The sequence below is a fragment of the Streptomyces luteolifulvus genome (genome assembly GCF_008806595.1).
In the GTDB taxonomy this organism is placed as follows: Bacteria; Actinomycetota; Actinomycetes; order Streptomycetales; family Streptomycetaceae; genus Streptomyces; species Streptomyces luteolifulvus.
This window is the reverse complement of record NZ_VZRB01000016.1, coordinates 173,433-191,571: the sequence shown is the minus strand read 5'-3', so window position 1 is coordinate 191,571 and position 18,139 is coordinate 173,433. Positions and strand designations below refer to the sequence as shown.

Sequence of the window (18,139 nt, the reverse complement as noted above, 5' to 3'; positions counted from 1 at the left end):
TAGACGACTGGGTTGATAGGCCAGATGTGGAAGCCGGGCAACCGGTGAAGCTGACTGGTACTAATAGGCCGAGGGCTTGTCCTCAGTTGCTCGCGTCCACTGTGTTTGTTCTGAGGCAACGACCGTTTTTCCGGTTCGTGTTTCATAGTGTTTCGGTGGTTATAGCGTGAGGGAAACGCCCGGTTACATTCCGAACCCGGAAGCTAAGCCTTACAGCGCCGATGGTACTGCAGGGGGGACCCTGTGGGAGAGTAGGACGCCGCCGAACAATCTTTGGGAAAACCCCGCACCTTTCCGGTGCGGGGTTTTCTGCGTTCCGGGCTCGTTTAGGGTCGATGCATGCGCTACGACCTGATCATCTTCGACAACGACGGCGTTCTCGTCGACAGTGAGCCGATCTCCAACCGGCTGCTGGCCGGCTATCTGACCGAGCTCGGGCACCCGACCTCGTACGAGGACTCCATCCGTGACTACATGGGGTCCGCGATGCATCGGATTCATGAGCTGGTCCTGGAGCGGACCGGGCAGCGGCTCCCCGATGACTTCGACGACGTCTTCCACCGGCGGGTGTTCGCCGCCTTCGAGCGGGAGTTGGAGCCGGTGCCCGGGGCTGTCGGTGTGCTGGAGAAGCTGGCGGCGGGCGGGGTGCCGTACTGCGTGGCGTCTTCCGGGAGTCATGAGCGGATCCGGGTCGGGCATCGCAAGACCGGGCTGGACCGGTGGTTCGACGACTCGCGGGTCTTCAGTTCACAGGACGTCGGACGGGGGAAGCCGGCCCCCGATCTGTTTCTGCACGCCGCCCGGTGCATGAGGGTCGAGCCGGCGAAGTGTGCCGTGGTCGAGGACAGTCCGCTGGGGGTGCGGGCGGCCGTCGCGGCCGGGATGGACGTGTTCGGGTTCACCGCCATGACGCCCGCCGACAGGCTCGCGGGTGCCGGTCAACTCTTCTTCGACATGGGGGAGTTGGCTGACCTGCTGGTCTGACATTTGTCATGCCGAGGTCCGGACGATCGTTCGTGAATGCCGTCGGGCTGCTGCTCACCCGGCCGCCTGGGTGCGGCTGCAGGAGGGGTCCCCGGCCTTCCGTCGGGCCGAGCGGGTCTTCTCCCTCGTGTGGGGCGTGGTGCTGCTGGGGGAGTGTGTGGTGCGCGTTGTGGGGGCGTACACGCTGCCCGTCGGGACGATGGTGTGGCTCGGCTCCGTGATCATGATCGTGTCCATGGCCCTGACTTCTTCGTCAGCGGTGCCCTCGCCGCAGGCCCCATGGCGGGCATGCTCGCCGCGGAAGTGAACGGCAAAGGTGCCAAGAAGGCTGTCGCCGGACCGGCCGCCGTCTCCGCCGTCCCCGCGGTCGCTCTCGCCGAGTGACGAGGGAAGTTGAGGGAAATTCATCTTTGGCTGGATCTACCCACGGGTAGTACGGGGCCCTACGCTCGCCGCCATGACAGAACTGCTGCGGCGCGGTAGGGCCTCCTTGGCGTTCAGCTTCTTCGCTCAGGGCGTCGCCTTTGCCCTCCTCGTGACGCGGATTCCGGCCATTCAGGACCGGTACGGCGTCTCCGATGCGCTGCTGCCCGTCTTCCTGGCCGCCGTGCCGATCCTCGCGGGGGTCGGCAGCGTCACGACCGAGCATCTGGTCAAGCGCATACGGCCCAGCCGGCTGCTGCGCTGGTCCCAGCCCGTTGTGCTCCTGGCGCTGCTCGGGGTCGGGTCGGGGGACGCGATGGCCGAACTGGCCGTCGCGCTTGGCGTGTTCGGGCTGGCCGTGGGTGCGCTCGACGCCTCGATGAACATGCTCGGCGTGAGTCTGCAGCGGTCGTACGGGCGCAGCATCATGCTCGGCTTCCATGCGGTGTACAGCCTGGGAGGGATCGCCGGGGCCTCGCTCGCGTGGGCGGGGGCGCACTGGCATCTGCCGCTGTGGGTGTCGTATCTGCCGGTCGTGGCGGTGTTGCTGCCGGCCGTACTTGTGGGCAGTCGGTGGTACGTCGACGGGGACGCCGGCGCCGTCAAGGACGCGGACCGCGAAGGCGGCGAGGCCCGGCCGGTCGTCTTCAAGCTGCTGCTGCCGCTCTGTCTGGTGATGACCTTCGCGTACATCGGGGACTCGACGGTCTCCAACTGGAGCGCGAAGTATCTCCAGGACGTGCTGGGGAGTTCGGAACAGCTGGCGACGGTGCCGTACAACGTGTACATGGTGACCACGCTGCTGGGGCGGGCGATCGGGGACCTGGGGGTACGGCGGTTCGGGGCCGTGGCGGTCGTACGGCTGGGGGCGCTGGTCGCGGCGCTCGGGTTCGCCGTGGTGGCCGGGGCGCCCGGGGCATGGGTCGGGATGCTCGGGTTCACGCTGCTGGGGCTCGGGCTGTGTGTGCTGGTGCCGCAGACCTTCGCGGCGGCGGGGCGGCTGTTCCCCGGGGCGTCCGACACGGCCGTCGCGCGGCTCAACGTCTTCAACTACGTGGGCTTCCTGATCGGGTCGCCGCTCGTCGGGGCGCTCGGGGACGCGTGGAGCTATCGCGGGGCCATGCTGGTGCCGATGGTGTTGGTGCTGGTGACGCTCGTGTACGCCCGGTCGTTCGCCGCTCAACCGGACCGATACGGTGTCGGGCATGAGCGGCCGCGCACAGCTGATGTGGGACCAGGCAGTAACGGGCTATGACTTCGGTCCGGACCATCCGATGGATCCGGTCCGGCTCGCCCTGACCAGGGGGCTCGTCGACGCCTTCGGGCTGGACCGGGAGGTGGAGGTCGTCTCGGCCAAGCCGGCCGGGGACTCGACGCTGCGGCTCGTCCACCGGGAGGACTACATCGCGGCCGTGAAGGCGGCCTCGGCGGATCCGGGGTCGGCCGACACGTCCTACGGGCTGGGCACCATGGACGATCCGGCGTTCGCCGGGATGCACGAGGTGTCCGCGCTGATCGCCGGGCAGTCGGTGGGCGCGGCGGAGGCCGTGTGGCGGGGAGAGGCGCTGCACGCGGTGAACTTCGCGGGCGGGCTGCATCATGCGATGCCCGGGGGTGCGTCGGGGTTCTGCATCTACAACGACGCGTCGCTGGCCATCGCGCGGCTGCTGGAGCTGGGGGCGGAGCGGGTCGCGTACATCGACGTCGATGTGCATCACGGGGACGGTGTGCAGGCGGCGTTCTGGGAGGACCCGCGGGTGCTGACGATCTCGCTGCACGAGCATCCGCGGACGTTGTTTCCACAGACCGGGTGGCCGGAGGAGACGGGCGGGGACGCGGCGGAGGGGAGCGCGGTGAATGTGGCGCTGCCCGCGGGGACCGGGGACGCGGGGTGGTTGCGGGCGTTTCACGCCGTGGTGCCGGAGCTGATTGCGGAGTTTCGGCCGCAGGTGCTGGTGACTCAGCACGGGGCCGATACGCACTTCGAGGATCCGCTTGCGCATCTTGCTGTTTCGCTGGATGCGCAGCGGGCTGTGCAGGTGGCGTGTCATGACCTGGCGCACGAGTACGCCGACGGGAAGTGGGTGGCGCTGGGCGGGGGTGGATACGCGGTGGTGGAGGTGGTGCCGCGGTCCTGGACGCATCTGGTGGGGATTGCGGCGGGGCGGGCGGTGGGGCCGGAGACGGTGATTCCTGAGAGTTGGCGGCAGGAAGTATTTGCTCGTACGCGGCAGTTGGCGCCGCTGCGGATGACTGATGGGCGGTGGCCGGTGTCCTGGGCGTCGTGGGAGGACGGGTACGACCCTGCGGATCGGTTGGATCAGGCGGTGCTGGCCGTTCGGCGGGCGGTGTTTCCGTTGCGGGGGCTGTTGGCGTAGGCGGGGCTGAGGCCTTGGGTTATCGCCCCGCCGCCCTTACAAGTCCCCTCCCCGGGGCTGCGCCCCCAGACCCCCCTTTCGGCCTGAACGGCCTCGTCCTCAAACGCCGGACGGGCTGAGTAGGCCAGGCGTTACGCCAACTGTGCGGTCTTCCCCGGGTTCCCTCACCTCCTCGCCTCCGGTCCGTCACCATCGCTCACGTGTTGAGTTCCTCGGTGCTGCGTGCGTATCTCGTGGCCGCCCGGATTGCCGGGAACGTGGCGACCTCCCGGGAGGCGAGTCTGCGGAGTTATCGGTTGTTCGCTGCTCGGGACCCGCGCGTACTGATCGGAATCGATCCCGAACGGACATGGCGGCAGCCGGATTTGATCGGTTTGATGGCGGACAGGTGTGGTGTTTCGGCCGATCCTCGATGCGTCTCCGGGCAGGATGTGATTGACCCGGGCCGGACCATGGCCGCGCTCGATGCCTTCGCGGACCGGCTGGGTGCGGCGGCGGAGCGGCGTGCACCGGTGCTCCTGGGCACCGGGCACCCCGACCGGCTGCTCGGTTTCTACGCCGCCCTCGCGGACGCGTTGTCGGCGGCGGGATGTACCGTCCTCACCCCGGCGCAGGGTCGCTGTGTCGACATAACGACCCGGTTCGGTCTACGTACGTACAACCTCGAGTACGTACGAGGAGTCGCGCTCGTGCGGCCGCCCGGACCGCCTGGCCCCGGTTGTGCGACCGGCGCGCACTCGCACTCGCCGCTCCCGGTTCGCACCGTGCTGGCCGCGGCCGCCGAGGCCGGCGGCCCGTTGCCCGAGCTGGTGATCGGGGATCATGGCTGGGTCTGCGGGGCAGGTCAGCTGGGGTTCGAGGCGATCGGGCTCGCCGATACCGACGACCCCGCCCTGTTCGTGGGGGAGGCCGAGGGGCGCGTGTCCGTGGTCGTTCCACTCGATGACGGCGTGCGGTCTGATTACTACCTGCCGCTGACCCGCTACGTACTCAATCGAGCGTGTCTGTCACAGTAGGCCGCCGATGGGTGCACCTCTTCCCCACTTGCATCACCCGCCCCTACATTGGGGAGTGAGCACGCAGCGACGAAGAGTCACCGGAAGGGGAAGCCGGTGGCCGTCGAGTGCGGAAGGTTCAGGTGTGTCATGGCTGCAGCTGGCGAGAGGCCTCTGAACGAGGTTCAGTTCCTTACCGTGGCGGAGGTCGCCTCGGTGATGCGAGTGTCGAAGATGACCGTGTACCGGCTGGTGCACAGCGGTCATCTGCCCGCGATTCGGGTGGGCCGCTCGTTCCGTGTCCCGGAGCAGGCGGTTCACGAATACCTCCGCGAGAGCTATGTGGGGGTGGAAACTGCCTGACAACGGCGGGTCGGGGAGGCCCTCAGGGCAGTTCCGGGTCTCCCCCGTCGCCCTCGATTACGACCTCGGGCGCTCGGGCGGGTAGGCTAGCCCCTCGTAGGTCGTGTGGGCCCATGGCGCCCAAACACCGAGTGATGAGAAGTGAGCGAGGGTAGTCGTGGGCTCTGTTATCAAGAAGCGGCGCAAGCGGATGGCGAAGAAGAAGCACCGCAAGCTGCTCAAGCGCACGCGCGTTCAGCGTCGCAACAAGAAGTAGGCGACGCAGCAGGAGCGTGTTCTGTGGCCCCCCTCCGAAGTCGGGTGGGGGGCCACACGCATATCCGGGCCGCTGTCCGCGGTTGCTGTCCGGGCCGCGTTCGGGCCGCATATGTCGGGGGCTGAATGTCGTCACTTCGTGCAGCGGGTGGTCATCACAGCGCAACATCGACCGGCTAAGTTGGCGGTACACGGGGAACGCGGCAGGCTACGAACTCCTGATGGGCTGGAAGGAAGGCGCTGATCTTGGGCAAGGTCGTGCTCGTGACCGGAGTGGCCCGCAGGCTGGGGGGCCGGTTCGTACGACGCATCCAGCGTGACCCGCAGGTGGACCGGGTCGTCGCCGTGGACGCGGTTCCGCCCGAGCATCACCTGGGCGGCGCCGACTTCATCCAGGCCGACATCCGGCAGCCCACGATCGCACGGGTGCTCGCCGAGACGGCCGCCGACACGGTCGTCCACATGGACGTGACCGGAACCGCGCTGGGCAGCGGCAGCCGGACCACGGTCAAGGAGACCAACGTCATCGGCACCATGCAGCTGCTCGGGGCCTGTCAGAAGTCCCCGGCCGTCAAGCGGCTGGTGGTGAAGTCCAGTACGAACGTGTACGGGTCCGCGCCCCGTGACCCCGCCGTCTTCACCGAGACGACCCCGCCCAAGTCCCTGCCCAGCGGCGGCTTCGCCAAGGACACCGTGGAGGTCGAGGGATACGTCCGCGGGTTCGCGCGCCGGCGGCCCGATGTCGCCGTGTGCGTGCTGCGGTTCGCCAACATCCTCGGCCCGACGGCGGACACCCCGCTCGCCTCGTACTTCTCGCTGCCCGTCCTGCCGACCGTGTTCGGCTACGACCCTCGGCTGCAGTTCGTGCACGAGGACGATGTGATCGAGGTGCTGAGGATCGCCTCGCACGAACCGGAGCGCGGCACGCTCAACAGCGGCACGTTCAACATCGCCGGTGACGGCGTCCTGCTGCTCTCCCAGTGCTCCAGGCGGCTGGGCCGCCCCACCGTGCCGCTGCTGCTTCCCGCGGTCACCTGGGCCGGCTCGCTGGTGCGTACGCTGGGTATGACGGACTTCTCGCCCGAGCAGATCCGGCTGCTGACGAATGGCCGGGTCGTGGCGACGGACCAGATGCGCGAGACGCTCGGGTTCTCGCCGAAGTACACAACGCCGGAGACCTTCGCGGACTTCGCGCACAGCCGCGGCCCCGGACTCCTGCCGCCCGAGGCCGTGGCCGGGGCCGTCGACCGGATCGCCGCGCTGCCCTTCCCGGGCGGCGGCCACCCCCCGACGCAGAGCGCCAACTGAGGAGCGCATCAACGATGGCGGATGCCAAGGTCATTCCGTTCGACGACGACCGGTCCCGCACAGGCGCCGTGCAGCGGCCGCCGCGGCGCCGGAGCGCGGGGAGCCGGCGCAAGGGCACGGAACCCGGGCCGGTCCGTGAGGTCGAGCCTCTGCCCACGGCGGCGGGCGCGCAGGATGATGTAGCTGTGACCAGCGAGGAACAGCCGCCCGAGCGGCCGCGGGCCGAGGGCGGACTGGAGCGGCGTATCGCCGGCGGCCTCGGCTTCCTGCGCCGCCGCCTCACCGGTGACTACGAGATCGACGACTTCGGTTACGACGAGGAGCTGACCGACCAGGTCCTGATGTCCCTGCTGCGGCCGGTGTACGAGAAGTACTTCCGGGTCGATGTGAAGGGCATCGAGAACATCCCGTCGGACGGCGGCGCCCTGATCGTCGCCAACCACTCGGGCACGCTTCCGCTGGACGGTCTGATGATGCAGGTCGCCGTCCACGACAACCACCCCGCGGACCGCCATCTCCGGCTGCTCGCGGCGGACCTGGTGTTCATGCTGCCGGTGATCAACGAACTCGCCCGCAAGCTCGGCCACACGCTGGCGTGCGCGGAGGACGCCGAACGGCTGCTGGGGCAGGGCGAGGTGGTCGGGGTGATGCCGGAGGGCTTCAAGGGGATCGGCAAGCCGTTCAGCGAGCGGTACAAGCTGCAGCGGTTCGGGCGCGGCGGCTTTGTCTCGACGGCGCTGCGGCAGGGTGTGCCGATCATCCCGTGCTCGATCGTCGGGGCGGAGGAGATCTACCCGATGATCGGCAACGCCAAGACGCTGGCGCGGGTGCTCGGGTTCCCGTACTTCCCGCTCACGCCGACCTTCCCATGGCTGGGCCCGCTGGGCGCGATCCCGCTGCCGACGAAGTGGACGATCCAGTTCGGTGAGCCGATCCTCACGGACGGGTATCCGCCGGAGGCGGCAGAGGACCCGATGCTGATGTTCAACCTGACAGACCAGGTCAGAGAACAGATCCAGCACACGCTCTACAAGCTGCTGGTGCAGCGTCGCTCGGTGTTCTTCTGAGGCGTTGGCCGGTCTTCCTCTGTGGAGAAACCTTTCGGGACAGGCGCGAGAGCGTGGCTTCCGGCCGCTCGGAGGCCGTCGGACGGAGTCCGGCGCAGCTGTCCGAAGCCTGCGAAGCAGTGCGAGGGCAGCAGATAAGAGGGGCCAAGCTGCTGGTGCAGCGCCGTTCGGTGTTCTTCTGAGGCGTTGGCCGGCGTTCCGCTGAGCAGAAACCTTTCGGGCTGCGGAGTAGGAGTAACGGCATGGGCTTCTCGTACGACGGTGGGGGCGCCCCTCCCGAGAGGGGCGCCCCCACCGTCGTACCGCTCAGTCGGCTCAGTCGTCGCTGTCGATTCCCAGGCCGGGCAGGAGGCCCGGGAGGAGGGGTGGGAGGGTGACGTCGGGCTCGGTGGTTGCGCTTGTGGTGGACGGTGAGGCGCTGCCCGTGTCCTTCGGTGGGTCGAGCAGGCCGCCGGTGTTGCCGCCGAGCAGGCCGTCGTCCTCGGTGGCGGAGCCCGCCGAGGTGCTGGGGCTGCCGCTGCGCGATCCGGCTCCGTCGGAGGTGCTGCCGCCCGTCTCGGGTGCCGCCGAGGGTGCCGAACCGGACGAGCCGGGGGACGCCGGACCGGAGCCCTGTCGCTTGCCGCTGCCGCCGCCCTGGGCCGGAGGCTGCGGGAGCAGGGACTGGAGCGGGGCGACCTCTTCGTCTATGGCGTCGAAGACCGACGAGACCTGCTGACTGACGTCGCCGAGCTGGACGGGCAGTCGGTCGCGCAGCGCGCCCCAGGTCTCGCGGTGCGAGCGGGAGAAGGCGGAGAGGGCCTGGATGGGGCCCAGGGAGTCCGGGTCGCGCTGGTATGCCTCGTGCAGCAGACGGTGGCCCTCGGAGGCGTCGTGCCGCATGCCGGACAGGGCGCGGCGGATCTCGCCCACGGACTCGTGGTCGAGGTGGCCGCCGCGGTCGCGCTCCATCAGCCGGCGGGCCTCGCTCAGCCGGGTGGAGGCCTGGTCGAGGTAGGCCTGGCCGCGCTCGTCGTCCCCGTCGGACATGTAGTCGAGTTTGAATTCCTCGATGCCCCGCTTGAGGCCGTAGAGCGAGTCACCGGGCAGGGCGTCCGAGCTCGCAGCGGCGATTCCGCCGAAGGCTCCCGCGGCGACGCCGACGCTGAGCCCGCCCGCGGCGAGCCCCTTGGTCAGCCGGGAACGCGGTCGCAGCTTTCCCAGCGGGGATGCCCGGTGAGCCCCGTGTGTCCGGGTGGAACGCTGCTCGGGCACGGACGGGTCCGTGGCCTCGCCCCCGGCGGTGGCCTCCCGCAGCATGGCCTCGAACCTGGCCACCAGCTGGGCCCGCTGGACGACCTTGACCTCGGGGTCCAGCGCCGGCCGGGGCACATCGCCGAGACGCTCGGCGAGGGCCAGCAGAAGGCCCTGCCCGGTCTGTTCCGGAGCAGCCGGGGACGGTGCCGGTCCTTCGGACTGCTCGGCCGCCGTACCCCGGTCGGACTCCTCCAGGGCCTGGGCGAAGGCGTTCGCCCGCCGGTGCGCCGATACATTCGCGATCACTGGCGGCACCTCCTCTCGTCATGACGGTCGACTCCCCAGGGGGTCCTGAGGGTTGCACGCCCTGACCACATCCACACGATCAGGTGATCGAAGTCGGCCAGGTAGTGACCACAGGGAGCCTGCATCCCGCACAACGAGCGGCGCGGCACTTGGGTTACGGACGACGGAGGGTCTGATGGAGGAGTCAACGGACTTTCACTGAAAGCGAGTTGGGGGTTACATAGGGTGTTGTGTCAGCGCGCGTCGTCCGGCAGGAGCCGGGCGAGCGTGCGGACGGCGCGGTACTGGAGTGTCTTGATGGCACCCTCGTTCTTGCCCATCACACGGGCTGTCTCGGCGACGGAGAGCCCCTGAAGGAAGCGGAGCGTCACGCACTCCTGCTGCTGGGGGTTGAGCCGCCGTACGGCGTCGAGGAGCGCGGCGTTGGAGAGGGACTCCAGGACGGAGTCCTCCGGGGACCGCTCGACCTCGTTGGCGTCGAGCATCTCGCCGGTGGTCACCTCGAGCCGGAAGCGGCTCGACTTGAAGTGGTCGGCGACGAGGTTGCGGGCGATGGTGACCAGCCAGGCGCCGAAGTCGCGGCCCTGCCAGGTGAACGTGCCGATCCTGCGCAGGGCGCGCAGAAAGGTCTCGCTGGTGAGGTCCTCGGCGGTCGCCCTGCCCCCGACGCGGTAGTAGATGTACCGGTACACGGTGTCGCTGTACTGGTCGTAGAGGCGCCCGAAGGCGTCGGCCTCGCCGGCCTGGGCGCGTTCGACGAGATCCATCATGCGCGCGCTGTCGCTGTCCGCGGCCGGACGGCGGGGGGCGGCGGCGCCGGTCGAGCGTCCTCGTCTGCCGACGGCGGCGCCGCTCTCGGCGAGTGCGTAGCACGGGCCGACGGGCTCGGCCGCCACGGCGAGGGCGGGGACGGCGTACGCGGTGGGGACGGCATGTGCGGTGGGGACGAAGCCGCGCAACAGTGCTTGGACCGTTGCGCGCAGCGTAGCCAGGCCCGAGGCGTCAACCCCGACGTGTGGGTACACGGGACTCCCAGAGGCAGAGCTTCCATCACGTGCAGTGCGGGACCGTTCACCCGTCGTAGCGACGGAGGGGTACCGGTTTGCGTCTGAGGAGAATAACGCTTAGTGCAGGCACAGCTACACCCAGTTGCTCAAATCATCGATTACGACGCTTCTGTAATCGATTGAGGCATGGTCAAGTGCCGCAGAGTGACTGGTTGTTGACCGGAATGATTCGTTTTCGGTCTGTGTCCGGGGCGTGTTGTGGCCGTGTGCAGCCAAGCCGCTAGCGGCGTCGCCGGTGCAGGGCGATCGCCGCCGCCGTGCCGCCTGCCACCGCGCCCACGCCCGCGGCCGCCGGGATGCCGACCTTCGCCGCCTTGCGGCCCGTGCGGTAGTCGCGCAGGCGCCACTCCAGCTGACGGGCGTGTTTGCGCAGCTTGGTGTCCGGGTTGATGGCGTAGGGGTGGCCGACCAGGGAGAGCATCGGGATGTCGTTGTGCGAGTCGCTGTAGGCGGCGCAGCGGGACAGGTCCAGGCCCTCCGCCGAGGCCAGGGCGCGTACCGCCTCCGCCTTCGCCGGGCCGTGCAGCGGTTCGCCGACCAGCTTGCCGGTGTAGATGCCCCCGACCGACTCCGCCACCGTGCCCAGTGCGCCGGTCAGGCCGAGGCGGCGGGCGATCACTCCCGCGATCTCCACCGGGGCCGCCGTGACCAGCCACACCTTCTGGCCCGCGTCCAGGTGGGCCTGGGCCAGCGCCCGGGTGCCGGGCCAGATGCGCTCGGCCATGTACTCGTCGTAGATCTCCTCGCCGATCGACATCAGCTCGGAGACGCGATGGCCCTTGACGATCGACAGCGCCGAGTCGCGCGCGTCCTGCATGTGCTCGGGGTCCTCGGTCCCGGCCAGCCGGAACCACGCCTGCTGCCAGGCGAACTTGGCGAGGTCGCGGGTCTCGAAGAACTTCCGCTTGTACAGGCCGCGGCCGAAGTGGAACAGCGCGGCGCCCTGCATGACGGTGTTGTCGAGATCGAAGAAGGCCGCGGCCCGGTCGTCGCCGAGCACCGGGAACTGCGGTTCCTCACCGGCGCCTGATACTTCCGGAATGTCGGCTACGTCCTGCGACGACTTGCGCGCTGCCTCCGCCGAGGCTTCGCCTGCCAACACGCTCCGCGCCGTGGCGGAGCGCCTACGGGGAGTGAGCCATCCAAGAGCGGCCATGTCGTGAGCATAGCCAGTTTGTTCGGAGCTTCCGGAGTCCTGGGGTTTGGTGGGTGTGAACTCTCCGCGACCGTGCCGTTAAAGAAGTGATCTGACCGGGGCTTCCGTCGCTGAGCGGCGGCGCGACAATGGCCGACATGAGTCCCGTCTTCCGCCGTAAGCCCGCCAGGTCTCCCCAGGACCGCCTCGTCACCCTCGTCCGCAAGCCGGGGTGTCATCTGTGTGATGACGCACAGGCCGTGATCGAAAAGGTGTGCGCCGATCTGGGGGTGCCGTGGGAGCAGAAGGACATCACCGAGGATGCCGAACTCCATGCCCGGTACTGGGAGCAGATCCCCGTCGTGCTCGTCGACGGTGAACAGCACACCTTCTGGCGGGTGAACGAGGAGCGACTGCGCAGGGCGCTGACTGACTAGTCCAACTGGGCCGGGGTGTCGCTTAGGATCGGTGGCGTCATGGTCTCGGGGGCGTGGATCGTTGAGGAGAGTGTGCGGTTTTGCCCCCGTCGGAAGAGGATCGGTGGTGCGTGTGCGCCGGTTCTGTACGCGTGCGCCGGGGGCGCGTGACCCCGGTCACGTTGGCCGGGCAAATCGGACAGCATCTTTGTGCACACGTTCACAAAGACATAGCCTGCTTTCGACGGGGCGGTCCGGGGACGTATGACCGCCTGCAGCCCCGCTCTACCCGCAGGAGCACCGTGGCAACTGGCCGAACTCACCGACCGGCGACCCGCAGCCGAGGGATTCCCGAGGCCACCGTCGCCCGTCTTCCGCTGTACCTCCGAGCCCTCACCGCGCTCTCGGAGCGCTCGGTGCCCACGGTCTCGTCCGAGGAACTGGCGGCCGCCGCGGGGGTCAACTCCGCCAAGCTGCGCAAGGACTTCTCCTACCTGGGCTCCTACGGGACCCGTGGCGTGGGGTACGACGTCGAGTATCTCGTCTACCAGATCTCCCGCGAACTGGGCCTGACCCAGGACTGGCCGGTTGTGATCGTCGGTATCGGCAACCTCGGCGCCGCGCTCGCCAACTATGGCGGGTTCGCCTCCCGTGGTTTCCGGGTCGCCGCGCTCATCGACGCCGATCCGGCAATGGCCGGAAAGCCCGTCGCCGGGATCCCGGTGCAGCACACGGACGACCTGGAAAAGATCATCGAGGACAACGGGGTCTCGATCGGCGTGATCGCGACCCCCGCCGGTGCCGCACAGCAGGTCTGCGAACGGCTCGTGGCCGCCGGGGTGACCTCCATCCTGAACTTCGCGCCGACCGTGCTGTCCGTCCCGGACGGCGTCGACGTGCGCAAGGTCGACCTCTCCATCGAGCTGCAGATCCTCGCCTTCCACGAGCAGCGCAAGGCCGGCGAGGAGGCCGCCTCGCCCGACGGCGCCGGACCGGCGTCCGCCACCCGCAGCAAGTCTGCCGACAAGGGCCCGGACGGGGACGTTCCCGCCGTGATGCCGGCATGAGTCTTCTCGTCGTCGGGCTGAGTCACCGCAGCGCCCCGGTCAGCGTCCTGGAGCGGGCCGCGTTGTCCGCGGACGCCCAGATCAAGCTGCTGCAGGACACCGTCGCCGCGGAGCCGGCCACCGAGGCCGCCGTCCTCGCCACCTGCAACCGCATCGAGCTGTACGCCGACGTGGACAAGTTCCACGCCGGTGTCGCCGAGCTGTCCACGCTGCTCGCCCAGCACAGCGGGGTCGGCCTGGAGGAGCTCACGCCCTATCTCTACGTCCACTACGAGGACCGGGCCGTCCACCACTTCTTCTCCGTGGCGTGCGGGCTGGACTCCATGGTCGTCGGCGAGGGGCAGGTCCTCGGCCAGATAAAGGACTCCCTCGCCCGGGCGCAGGACCTGCACACCGCAGGCCGGCTGCTGAACGACCTGTTCCAGCAGGCCCTGAGGGTCGGCAAGCGGGCCCACTCGGAGACCGGCATCGACCGTGCCGGGCAGTCGCTGGTCACGTTCGGCCTGGAGCAGCTGTCCGCCGGTGCGCCGGTCGAGGCGTGGGCCGCGGGCAAGAAGGCGGTCGTGATCGGCGCGGGCTCGATGTCCTCGCTGGCCGCCGCCACGCTGGCGCGGGCCGGGGTCGCCGAGATCGTGATCGCCAACCGCACCCTCGACCGTGCCGAGCGCCTCGTGCAGATCCTCACCGAGGGCGACGAGACGGACGTGCCGGCCCGCGCGGTACCGATGGAGTCGGTGCCGGTCGAGCTGACACGTGCCGATGTCGCCGTCTCCTGCACGGGCGCGACGGGCCTGGTCCTGTCCGCCGCGTCGATCGCGGCCGCGGTCGACGGCCGGATCGGGGCACCCGTCCCGGCACCGGACGGCGGCAGCGGCCGTACGACGGTGCAGGCGGGCGCTCGGGAGGCGGCCCTGCCGCCCACCAGCGTCGGCACCGAGGAGGGCTGTCCGCTGGACCTCTCCGCGGTGCAGGGCACCGCCGGGTTCTCCGTGCTCGGCGAGGCCGCGGTGGCCGGGATGGCCGCCGCGGACCTGGAGCAGCATGCGGCCTGGGTGGACAACGGAGCCGTCGATGCGCCCGGCCGTGCGCAGCGCACCCAGGCCGGGGCGGGCACGGTCATCACGCTGGACCTGGCCGCGGAGTCCGAGGCGATCGCCGCGCTGGCCGCCGCCGCGGCCGCCGTGGGCCGTATCCCGGAGCGCCGCAGGCCCGAGCCGGTCGCCGAGATCCCGCGGCCCGTGCCCGCGCTGTTCCTCCTCGACCTCGCCATGCCCCGCGACATCGACGCGGCCGTGCACCGGCTGGCCGGGGTGCGGCTGGTGGACATCGAGTCGCTCGCCGAGGCGTCCGCGGACGCTCCGATGGCGGCCGACGTCGACCAGGTGCGGCGCATCGTCTCCGACGAGGTCGCGGCCTTCGGCGCGGCTCTGCGGGCCGCCCACATCACGCCCACCGTCGTCGCGCTGCGCGCCATGGCCGCGGATGTCGTGGCCGGCGAGATCGCCCGTCTCGACGGGCGGCTGCCCGGCCTCGACGACAAGCAGCGCGGCGAGATCACCCAGGCCGTGAAGCGCGTCGTGGACAAGCTGCTGCACGCGCCGACCGTCCGGGTCAAGCAGCTCGCGGCCGAACCCGGCGGCGCCGGGTACGCGGACGCGCTGCGCACCCTGTTCGACCTCGACCCCGAGACGGTGGCCGCCGTCTCCCGCGCCGAGGACAGCACCGACCAGCACGACCAGAACGGCGAGAACCGAGGGCCGGCATGAGTATGAAGGCTTTGAGGCTCGGGACCAGGCGCAGCAAGCTCGCCATGGCCCAGTCCGGGCAGGTGGCGGATGCCGTGCGCCGGGTGACCGGACGGCCCGTGGAGCTCGTCGAGATCACCACGTACGGGGACGTCTCGCGAGAGCACCTCGCGCAGATCGGCGGCACCGGTGTGTTCGTCACGGCCCTGCGGGACGCGCTGCTCAGGGGTGAGGTCGACTTCGCGGTTCATTCGCTCAAGGACCTGCCGACCGCGCAGCCCGAGGAACTGACCCTCGCCGCGATACCGCTGCGCGAGGACCCGCGCGATGTGATCGTCGCCCGTGACGCGCTGAAGTTCACCGACCTTCCGCGCGGGGCCCGCATAGGCACCGGCTCGCCGCGCCGCATGGCGCAGCTGAACGCGTACGCGCGCGCCCACGGCCTCGACATAGAGACCGTGCCGGTCCGCGGCAACGTCGACACCCGCATCGGGTTCGTGCACAGCGGTGAGCTGGACGCCGTCGTCCTGGCCGCCGCCGGGCTGAACCGGATCGGCCGGAGCGACGAGGTGACCGACTTCCTGTCGGTCGACACGGTTCTGCCCGCCCCCGGCCAGGGGGCACTGGCGATCGAGTGCAGGGCGGGGAACACCGCCCGGGACACCGAACTGATCGCCGCGCTCGGTGAACTCGACGACCCGTTCACACGGGTCGCCGTGACCGCCGAGCGGTCCCTGCTCGCCGCCCTCGAGGCCGGTTGCAGCGCCCCTGTGGGCGCGCTGGCCGACCTTGCCGACGGGCAGATTGTCAAGGAAATGCGCCTGCGCGGCGTCGTCGGCACGACCGACGGCACGCGCATGGTGCAGCTGTCCACCACCGGTCCCGTGCCCCAGACGCACGACCGGGCAATGGCGCTCGGCCGCGAACTCGCGGACGAGATGCTTGCCCAGGGCGCGGCCGGTCTGATGGGGGAGCGAGCACAGTGAGCCCCACCGCCTTTCCCGCCGGTCCGGAACACGGGCACGTCACCTTCCTCGGTGCCGGACCCGGGGATCCGGGACTGCTGACTCTGCGCGCCGTGGAGGCGCTGGCGAACGCGGACGTCCTCGTCGCCGAGCACGAAGTGCTCGACGTCGTACGTGTGCATGCCAGACAGGGCGTCTCCGTGGTGACCACGGACGCGGACCCTGCCTCCGACCCGGTTCCGGGCACAGGCACGCCTCAGCTCACGGTTGTTGACGGAGCGTCAACAACCGCTGGGGTCCCTGCTGTGAGGGATGCCGCACATCTTGTCATGGAGGCCGCGCGCGGTGGCAGGCGGGTCGTCCGTGCGGTGTCCGGGGACCCGGGACTGGATACGTACGCGGCCGAGGAAATGCTCGCCTGCGCCGCCGCCGGTGTGCCGTTCGAGGTCGTGCCCGGTGTCGCCGCGGCCGTCGGCGTGCCCGCCTACGCGGGTGTGCCGCTGCGCGACGCGCACGGCGCGGACGTACGGTTCGTGGACGCCCGCACGGCGTCGGACCGCTGCTGGACCGAGGTCGGGGCGTCGGACGGAACCGTCGTGGTGTCCACCACGCTGGACTCCGTGGCCGCCGCCGCGGGCGAACTGGTGTCCGCCGGTCGCAAGCCCGACACCCCGATGACGGTCACCGTCGCCGGTACGACCACGCGTCAGCGCACCTGGACCGCCACGCTCGGCACCGTCGCCCAGACGCTGAAGCAGGCGAAGGCCCTGCCGTCCCCGGAGGGCGGCCGGCCGGTCATAGCCGTGGTCGGTGAGCGTTCCGCCGCGGCTCAGCGTGAGCAGCTCTCGTGGTTCGAGTCCAAGCCGCTGTTCGGCTGGAAGGTGCTCGTGCCGCGGACGAAGGAGCAGGCGGCCTCGCTCTCCGACCAGTTGCGTTCCTACGGCGCCGTGCCGCACGAGGTGCCGACGATCGCCGTCGAACCGCCGCGCACGCCGCAGCAGATGGAGCGGGCGGTCAAGGGACTGGTGACCGGGCGGTACGAGTGGATCGCCTTCACGTCGGTCAACGCGGTCAAGGCCGTGCGCGAGAAGTTCGAGGAGTACGGGCTCGACGCCCGCGCGTTCGCCGGCATCAAGGTCGCCGCGGTCGGCGAGCAGACCGCGAAGGCCCTCGTCGCCTTCGGTGTGAAGCCGGATCTGGTGCCGAGCGGTGAGCAGTCGGCCGCCGGTCTGCTGGAGGACTGGCCGCCGTACGACCCCGTCTTCGACCCCATCGACCGGGTGTTCCTGCCGCGGGCCGACATCGCGACCGAGACCCTGGTGGCCGGGCTGATCGAGCTGGGCTGGGAGGTCGACGACGTCACCGCCTACCGGACCGTGCGTGCCTCGCCGCCGCCGGCGGAGACACGCGAGGCGATCAAGGGCGGCGGGTTCGACGCTGTGCTCTTCACGTCGTCCTCCACCGTGCGCAACCTGGTGGGCATCGCCGGAAAGCCGCACAACGTGACCGTGATCGCGTGCATCGGGCCGGCCACGGCGAAGACCGCGGAGGAGCACGGGCTCCGGGTCGATGTGATGGCGCCCGAGCCGTCCGTGCACAAGCTGGCGGAGGCGCTCGCCGACTTCGGTCTGCGGCGCAGGACCGCGGCCCTGGAGGCGGGGGACCCGGTCACCCGGCCCAGCGAGCGGCGGCCGGGGGCTCGCCGGCGTCGTACGACGACCTGAGCGCCGTACGCGGGCCTGAGCGTCGTACGACGGCCTGACGTCGACGCAGCGGCGAGGAGGTCGCCCGGACGACTCTCCTCGCCGCAACCCCCGTGTACCCCGCGTCAGTAGGGGTGCCGGTCGGGCTTGCCCGACCAGGCTTCGTAGGCCTGGGCGCCCAGTTCGGGGTGGATCTGCTCGACGTGGATGCGGCGCTGGTCGAGGGGCTTTCGGAAGTCCTCGTACTGGAAGGCGTCGTCGAAGCCGATCTCCCGGGTGGCGTGCAGATCGCAGCTGTAGTACACCTCGTCGATCCGCGACCAGTAGATGGCGCTCATGCACATCGGGCAGGGCGCGCCGCTGATGTAGATCGAGCAGCCCTGGAGCATCCTGGCCCGCTCCGGCACGGGGTCGGGGGAGCCGTCGGGGCGCGGCACATAGGCGAGGGTGCTCTCGTTCTGGTGCTCCGGCGCGATCGAGGGAGCCTCGGGGTTGAGGACCTGCACGGCCTTGCGTATGGTCTCCACCTCGGCGTGCGCGGTGGGGTCGCCGGTGAGCAGAACACGGTTCTGTCCGCGGGCCACGATGTCGCCGTCCCGGGTGATCACGGCACCGAAGGGACCGCCGTAGTTCATCTCGACGGATTCGGTGGCCAGGCGTACCGCTTCGGCAAGGAACTCCTTGTGACCCATGTCGGACCCTCCAGATGCCCCGTTTGTCCGATAA

The 18,139-nt window shown here is 70.0% G+C and carries 18 protein-coding genes and 2 rRNA genes; 15 read left to right on the top strand and 5 right to left on the bottom strand.

Annotated features, from left to right (window positions below; genetic code table 11):
• From F7R91_RS23310 to F7R91_RS23300, 3 genes are all read left to right on the top strand, one after another.
• A 23S ribosomal RNA gene (locus F7R91_RS23310) occupies positions 1–84 on the top strand; the annotation flags it as partial.
• Between the two features lie 67 nt (positions 85–151).
• A 5S ribosomal RNA gene (gene rrf, locus F7R91_RS23305) occupies positions 152–268 on the top strand.
• 71 nt (positions 269–339) lie between these two features.
• Positions 340–984 (top strand): HAD family hydrolase, encoded by a 645-nt coding sequence (locus tag F7R91_RS23300; RefSeq protein WP_150951040.1) that lies wholly within the window; start codon positions 340–342, stop codon positions 982–984.
• Between the two features lie 54 nt (positions 985–1,038).
• Here the strand turns inward: F7R91_RS23300 and F7R91_RS44295 are convergent, their stop codons facing one another.
• Positions 1,039–1,221 (bottom strand): hypothetical protein, encoded by a 183-nt coding sequence (locus F7R91_RS44295; RefSeq protein WP_408056056.1) that lies wholly within the window; start codon positions 1,219–1,221, stop codon positions 1,039–1,041.
• Between the two features lie 220 nt (positions 1,222–1,441).
• Here F7R91_RS44295 and F7R91_RS23290 point away from each other — a divergent pair, with 220 nt between their 5' ends.
• From F7R91_RS23290 to F7R91_RS23255, 7 genes are all read left to right on the top strand, one after another.
• Positions 1,442–2,662, top strand: a complete 1,221-nt coding sequence (locus tag F7R91_RS23290; protein ID WP_150951039.1) for an MFS transporter — start codon at positions 1,442–1,444, stop codon at positions 2,660–2,662.
• Positions 2,613–3,785, top strand: coding sequence for an acetoin utilization protein AcuC (locus F7R91_RS23285; protein WP_150951038.1), 1,173 nt, complete (start codon positions 2,613–2,615; stop codon positions 3,783–3,785). The genes F7R91_RS23290 and F7R91_RS23285 overlap by 50 nt, the downstream gene beginning before the upstream one ends.
• Before the next feature lie 200 nt (positions 3,786–3,985).
• Positions 3,986–4,801: a phosphatase gene (locus F7R91_RS23275; protein ID WP_150951037.1), complete on the top strand. Its 816-nt coding sequence runs from the start codon at positions 3,986–3,988 to the stop codon at positions 4,799–4,801.
• Between the two features lie 129 nt (positions 4,802–4,930).
• On the top strand, positions 4,931–5,143 hold the full coding sequence (locus tag F7R91_RS23270; RefSeq protein WP_004984898.1) for a helix-turn-helix domain-containing protein: 213 nt from the start codon (positions 4,931–4,933) through the stop codon (positions 5,141–5,143).
• A 157-nt stretch (positions 5,144–5,300) separates the two neighbouring features.
• Positions 5,301–5,399 carry a 30S ribosomal protein bS22 gene (locus F7R91_RS23265; protein ID WP_003948845.1) on the top strand — a complete coding sequence of 33 codons (99 nt, stop codon included), beginning with the start codon at positions 5,301–5,303 and terminating at the stop codon, positions 5,397–5,399.
• 245 nt (positions 5,400–5,644) lie between these two features.
• On the top strand, positions 5,645–6,706 hold the full coding sequence (locus F7R91_RS23260) for an NAD-dependent epimerase/dehydratase family protein (protein ID WP_150951036.1): 1,062 nt from the start codon (positions 5,645–5,647) through the stop codon (positions 6,704–6,706).
• A gap of 14 nt (positions 6,707–6,720) precedes the next feature.
• A complete protein-coding gene (locus F7R91_RS23255) occupies positions 6,721–7,773 on the top strand; it encodes a lysophospholipid acyltransferase family protein (RefSeq protein ID WP_150951035.1) in 1,053 nt (350 codons plus the stop codon).
• Positions 7,774–8,088: 315 nt separating this feature from the next.
• Here the strand turns inward: F7R91_RS23255 and F7R91_RS23250 are convergent, their stop codons facing one another.
• The 3 genes from F7R91_RS23250 to F7R91_RS23240 form a co-directional block, all read right to left on the bottom strand.
• The gene (locus F7R91_RS23250; protein ID WP_150951034.1) at positions 8,089–9,315 is read right to left on the bottom strand and encodes a DUF5667 domain-containing protein; all 1,227 of its coding nucleotides are present in this window, start codon (positions 9,313–9,315) and stop codon (positions 8,089–8,091) included.
• A gap of 233 nt (positions 9,316–9,548) precedes the next feature.
• Complete coding sequence (locus tag F7R91_RS23245; protein WP_150951033.1) at positions 9,549–10,340, bottom strand: ECF subfamily RNA polymerase sigma factor, BldN family; 792 nt, start codon at positions 10,338–10,340, stop codon at positions 9,549–9,551.
• A gap of 262 nt (positions 10,341–10,602) precedes the next feature.
• On the bottom strand, positions 10,603–11,538 hold the full coding sequence (locus tag F7R91_RS23240; protein WP_150951032.1) for an HAD family hydrolase: 936 nt from the start codon (positions 11,536–11,538) through the stop codon (positions 10,603–10,605).
• A 137-nt stretch (positions 11,539–11,675) separates the two neighbouring features.
• On the opposite strand from F7R91_RS23240, the gene F7R91_RS23235 reads away from it, so the two are divergent.
• The 5 genes from F7R91_RS23235 to F7R91_RS23215 all read left to right on the top strand — a co-directional run bounded on the left by F7R91_RS23235 (position 11,676) and on the right by F7R91_RS23215 (position 17,434).
• Positions 11,676–11,954: a glutaredoxin family protein gene (locus tag F7R91_RS23235; RefSeq protein WP_161063831.1), complete on the top strand. Its 279-nt coding sequence runs from the start codon at positions 11,676–11,678 to the stop codon at positions 11,952–11,954.
• A 281-nt stretch (positions 11,955–12,235) separates the two neighbouring features.
• Positions 12,236–13,000, top strand: a complete 765-nt coding sequence (locus F7R91_RS23230) for a redox-sensing transcriptional repressor Rex (RefSeq protein ID WP_150951030.1) — start codon at positions 12,236–12,238, stop codon at positions 12,998–13,000.
• Positions 12,997–14,766, top strand: coding sequence for a glutamyl-tRNA reductase (locus F7R91_RS23225; RefSeq protein ID WP_150951029.1), 1,770 nt, complete (start codon positions 12,997–12,999; stop codon positions 14,764–14,766). Before F7R91_RS23230 ends, F7R91_RS23225 begins: the two co-directional genes overlap by 4 nt.
• Entirely contained in the window at positions 14,763–15,731 is a 969-nt protein-coding gene (gene hemC / locus F7R91_RS23220; RefSeq protein WP_150951028.1) for a hydroxymethylbilane synthase, read from the top strand. The genes F7R91_RS23225 and hemC overlap by 4 nt, the downstream gene beginning before the upstream one ends.
• Positions 15,728–17,434 (top strand): bifunctional uroporphyrinogen-III C-methyltransferase/uroporphyrinogen-III synthase, encoded by a 1,707-nt coding sequence (locus tag F7R91_RS23215; protein WP_150951027.1) that lies wholly within the window; start codon positions 15,728–15,730, stop codon positions 17,432–17,434. Before hemC ends, F7R91_RS23215 begins: the two co-directional genes overlap by 4 nt.
• Positions 17,435–17,538: 104 nt before the next feature.
• Here F7R91_RS23215 and F7R91_RS23210 read toward each other — a convergent pair whose 3' ends face one another.
• Positions 17,539–18,105 carry a nucleoside deaminase gene (locus F7R91_RS23210; RefSeq protein WP_150951026.1) on the bottom strand — a complete coding sequence of 189 codons (567 nt, stop codon included), beginning with the start codon at positions 18,103–18,105 and terminating at the stop codon, positions 17,539–17,541.
• Between the last annotated feature and the right edge of the window lie 34 nt (positions 18,106–18,139).

Excerpts from the sequence above, each read along its gene's own strand:
- F7R91_RS23300 (WP_150951040.1), top strand. The coding sequence starts at position 340 with ATGCGCTACGACCTGATCATCTTCGACAACGACGGCGTTCTCGTCGAC.
- F7R91_RS44295 (WP_408056056.1), bottom strand. The coding sequence starts at position 1,221 with ATGGACACGATCATGATCACGGAGCCGAGCCACACCATCGTCCCGACG.
- F7R91_RS23290 (WP_150951039.1), top strand. The coding sequence starts at position 1,442 with ATGACAGAACTGCTGCGGCGCGGTAGGGCCTCCTTGGCGTTCAGCTTC.
- F7R91_RS23285 (WP_150951038.1), top strand. The coding sequence starts at position 2,613 with ATGAGCGGCCGCGCACAGCTGATGTGGGACCAGGCAGTAACGGGCTAT.
- F7R91_RS23270 (WP_004984898.1), top strand. The coding sequence starts at position 4,931 with ATGGCTGCAGCTGGCGAGAGGCCTCTGAACGAGGTTCAGTTCCTTACC.
- F7R91_RS23255 (WP_150951035.1), top strand. The coding sequence starts at position 6,721 with ATGGCGGATGCCAAGGTCATTCCGTTCGACGACGACCGGTCCCGCACA.
- F7R91_RS23240 (WP_150951032.1), bottom strand. The coding sequence starts at position 11,538 with ATGGCCGCTCTTGGATGGCTCACTCCCCGTAGGCGCTCCGCCACGGCG.
- F7R91_RS23235 (WP_161063831.1), top strand. The coding sequence starts at position 11,676 with ATGAGTCCCGTCTTCCGCCGTAAGCCCGCCAGGTCTCCCCAGGACCGC.
- F7R91_RS23225 (WP_150951029.1), top strand. The coding sequence starts at position 12,997 with ATGAGTCTTCTCGTCGTCGGGCTGAGTCACCGCAGCGCCCCGGTCAGC.
- hemC (WP_150951028.1), top strand. The coding sequence starts at position 14,763 with ATGAGTATGAAGGCTTTGAGGCTCGGGACCAGGCGCAGCAAGCTCGCC.
- F7R91_RS23210 (WP_150951026.1), bottom strand. The coding sequence starts at position 18,105 with ATGGGTCACAAGGAGTTCCTTGCCGAAGCGGTACGCCTGGCCACCGAA.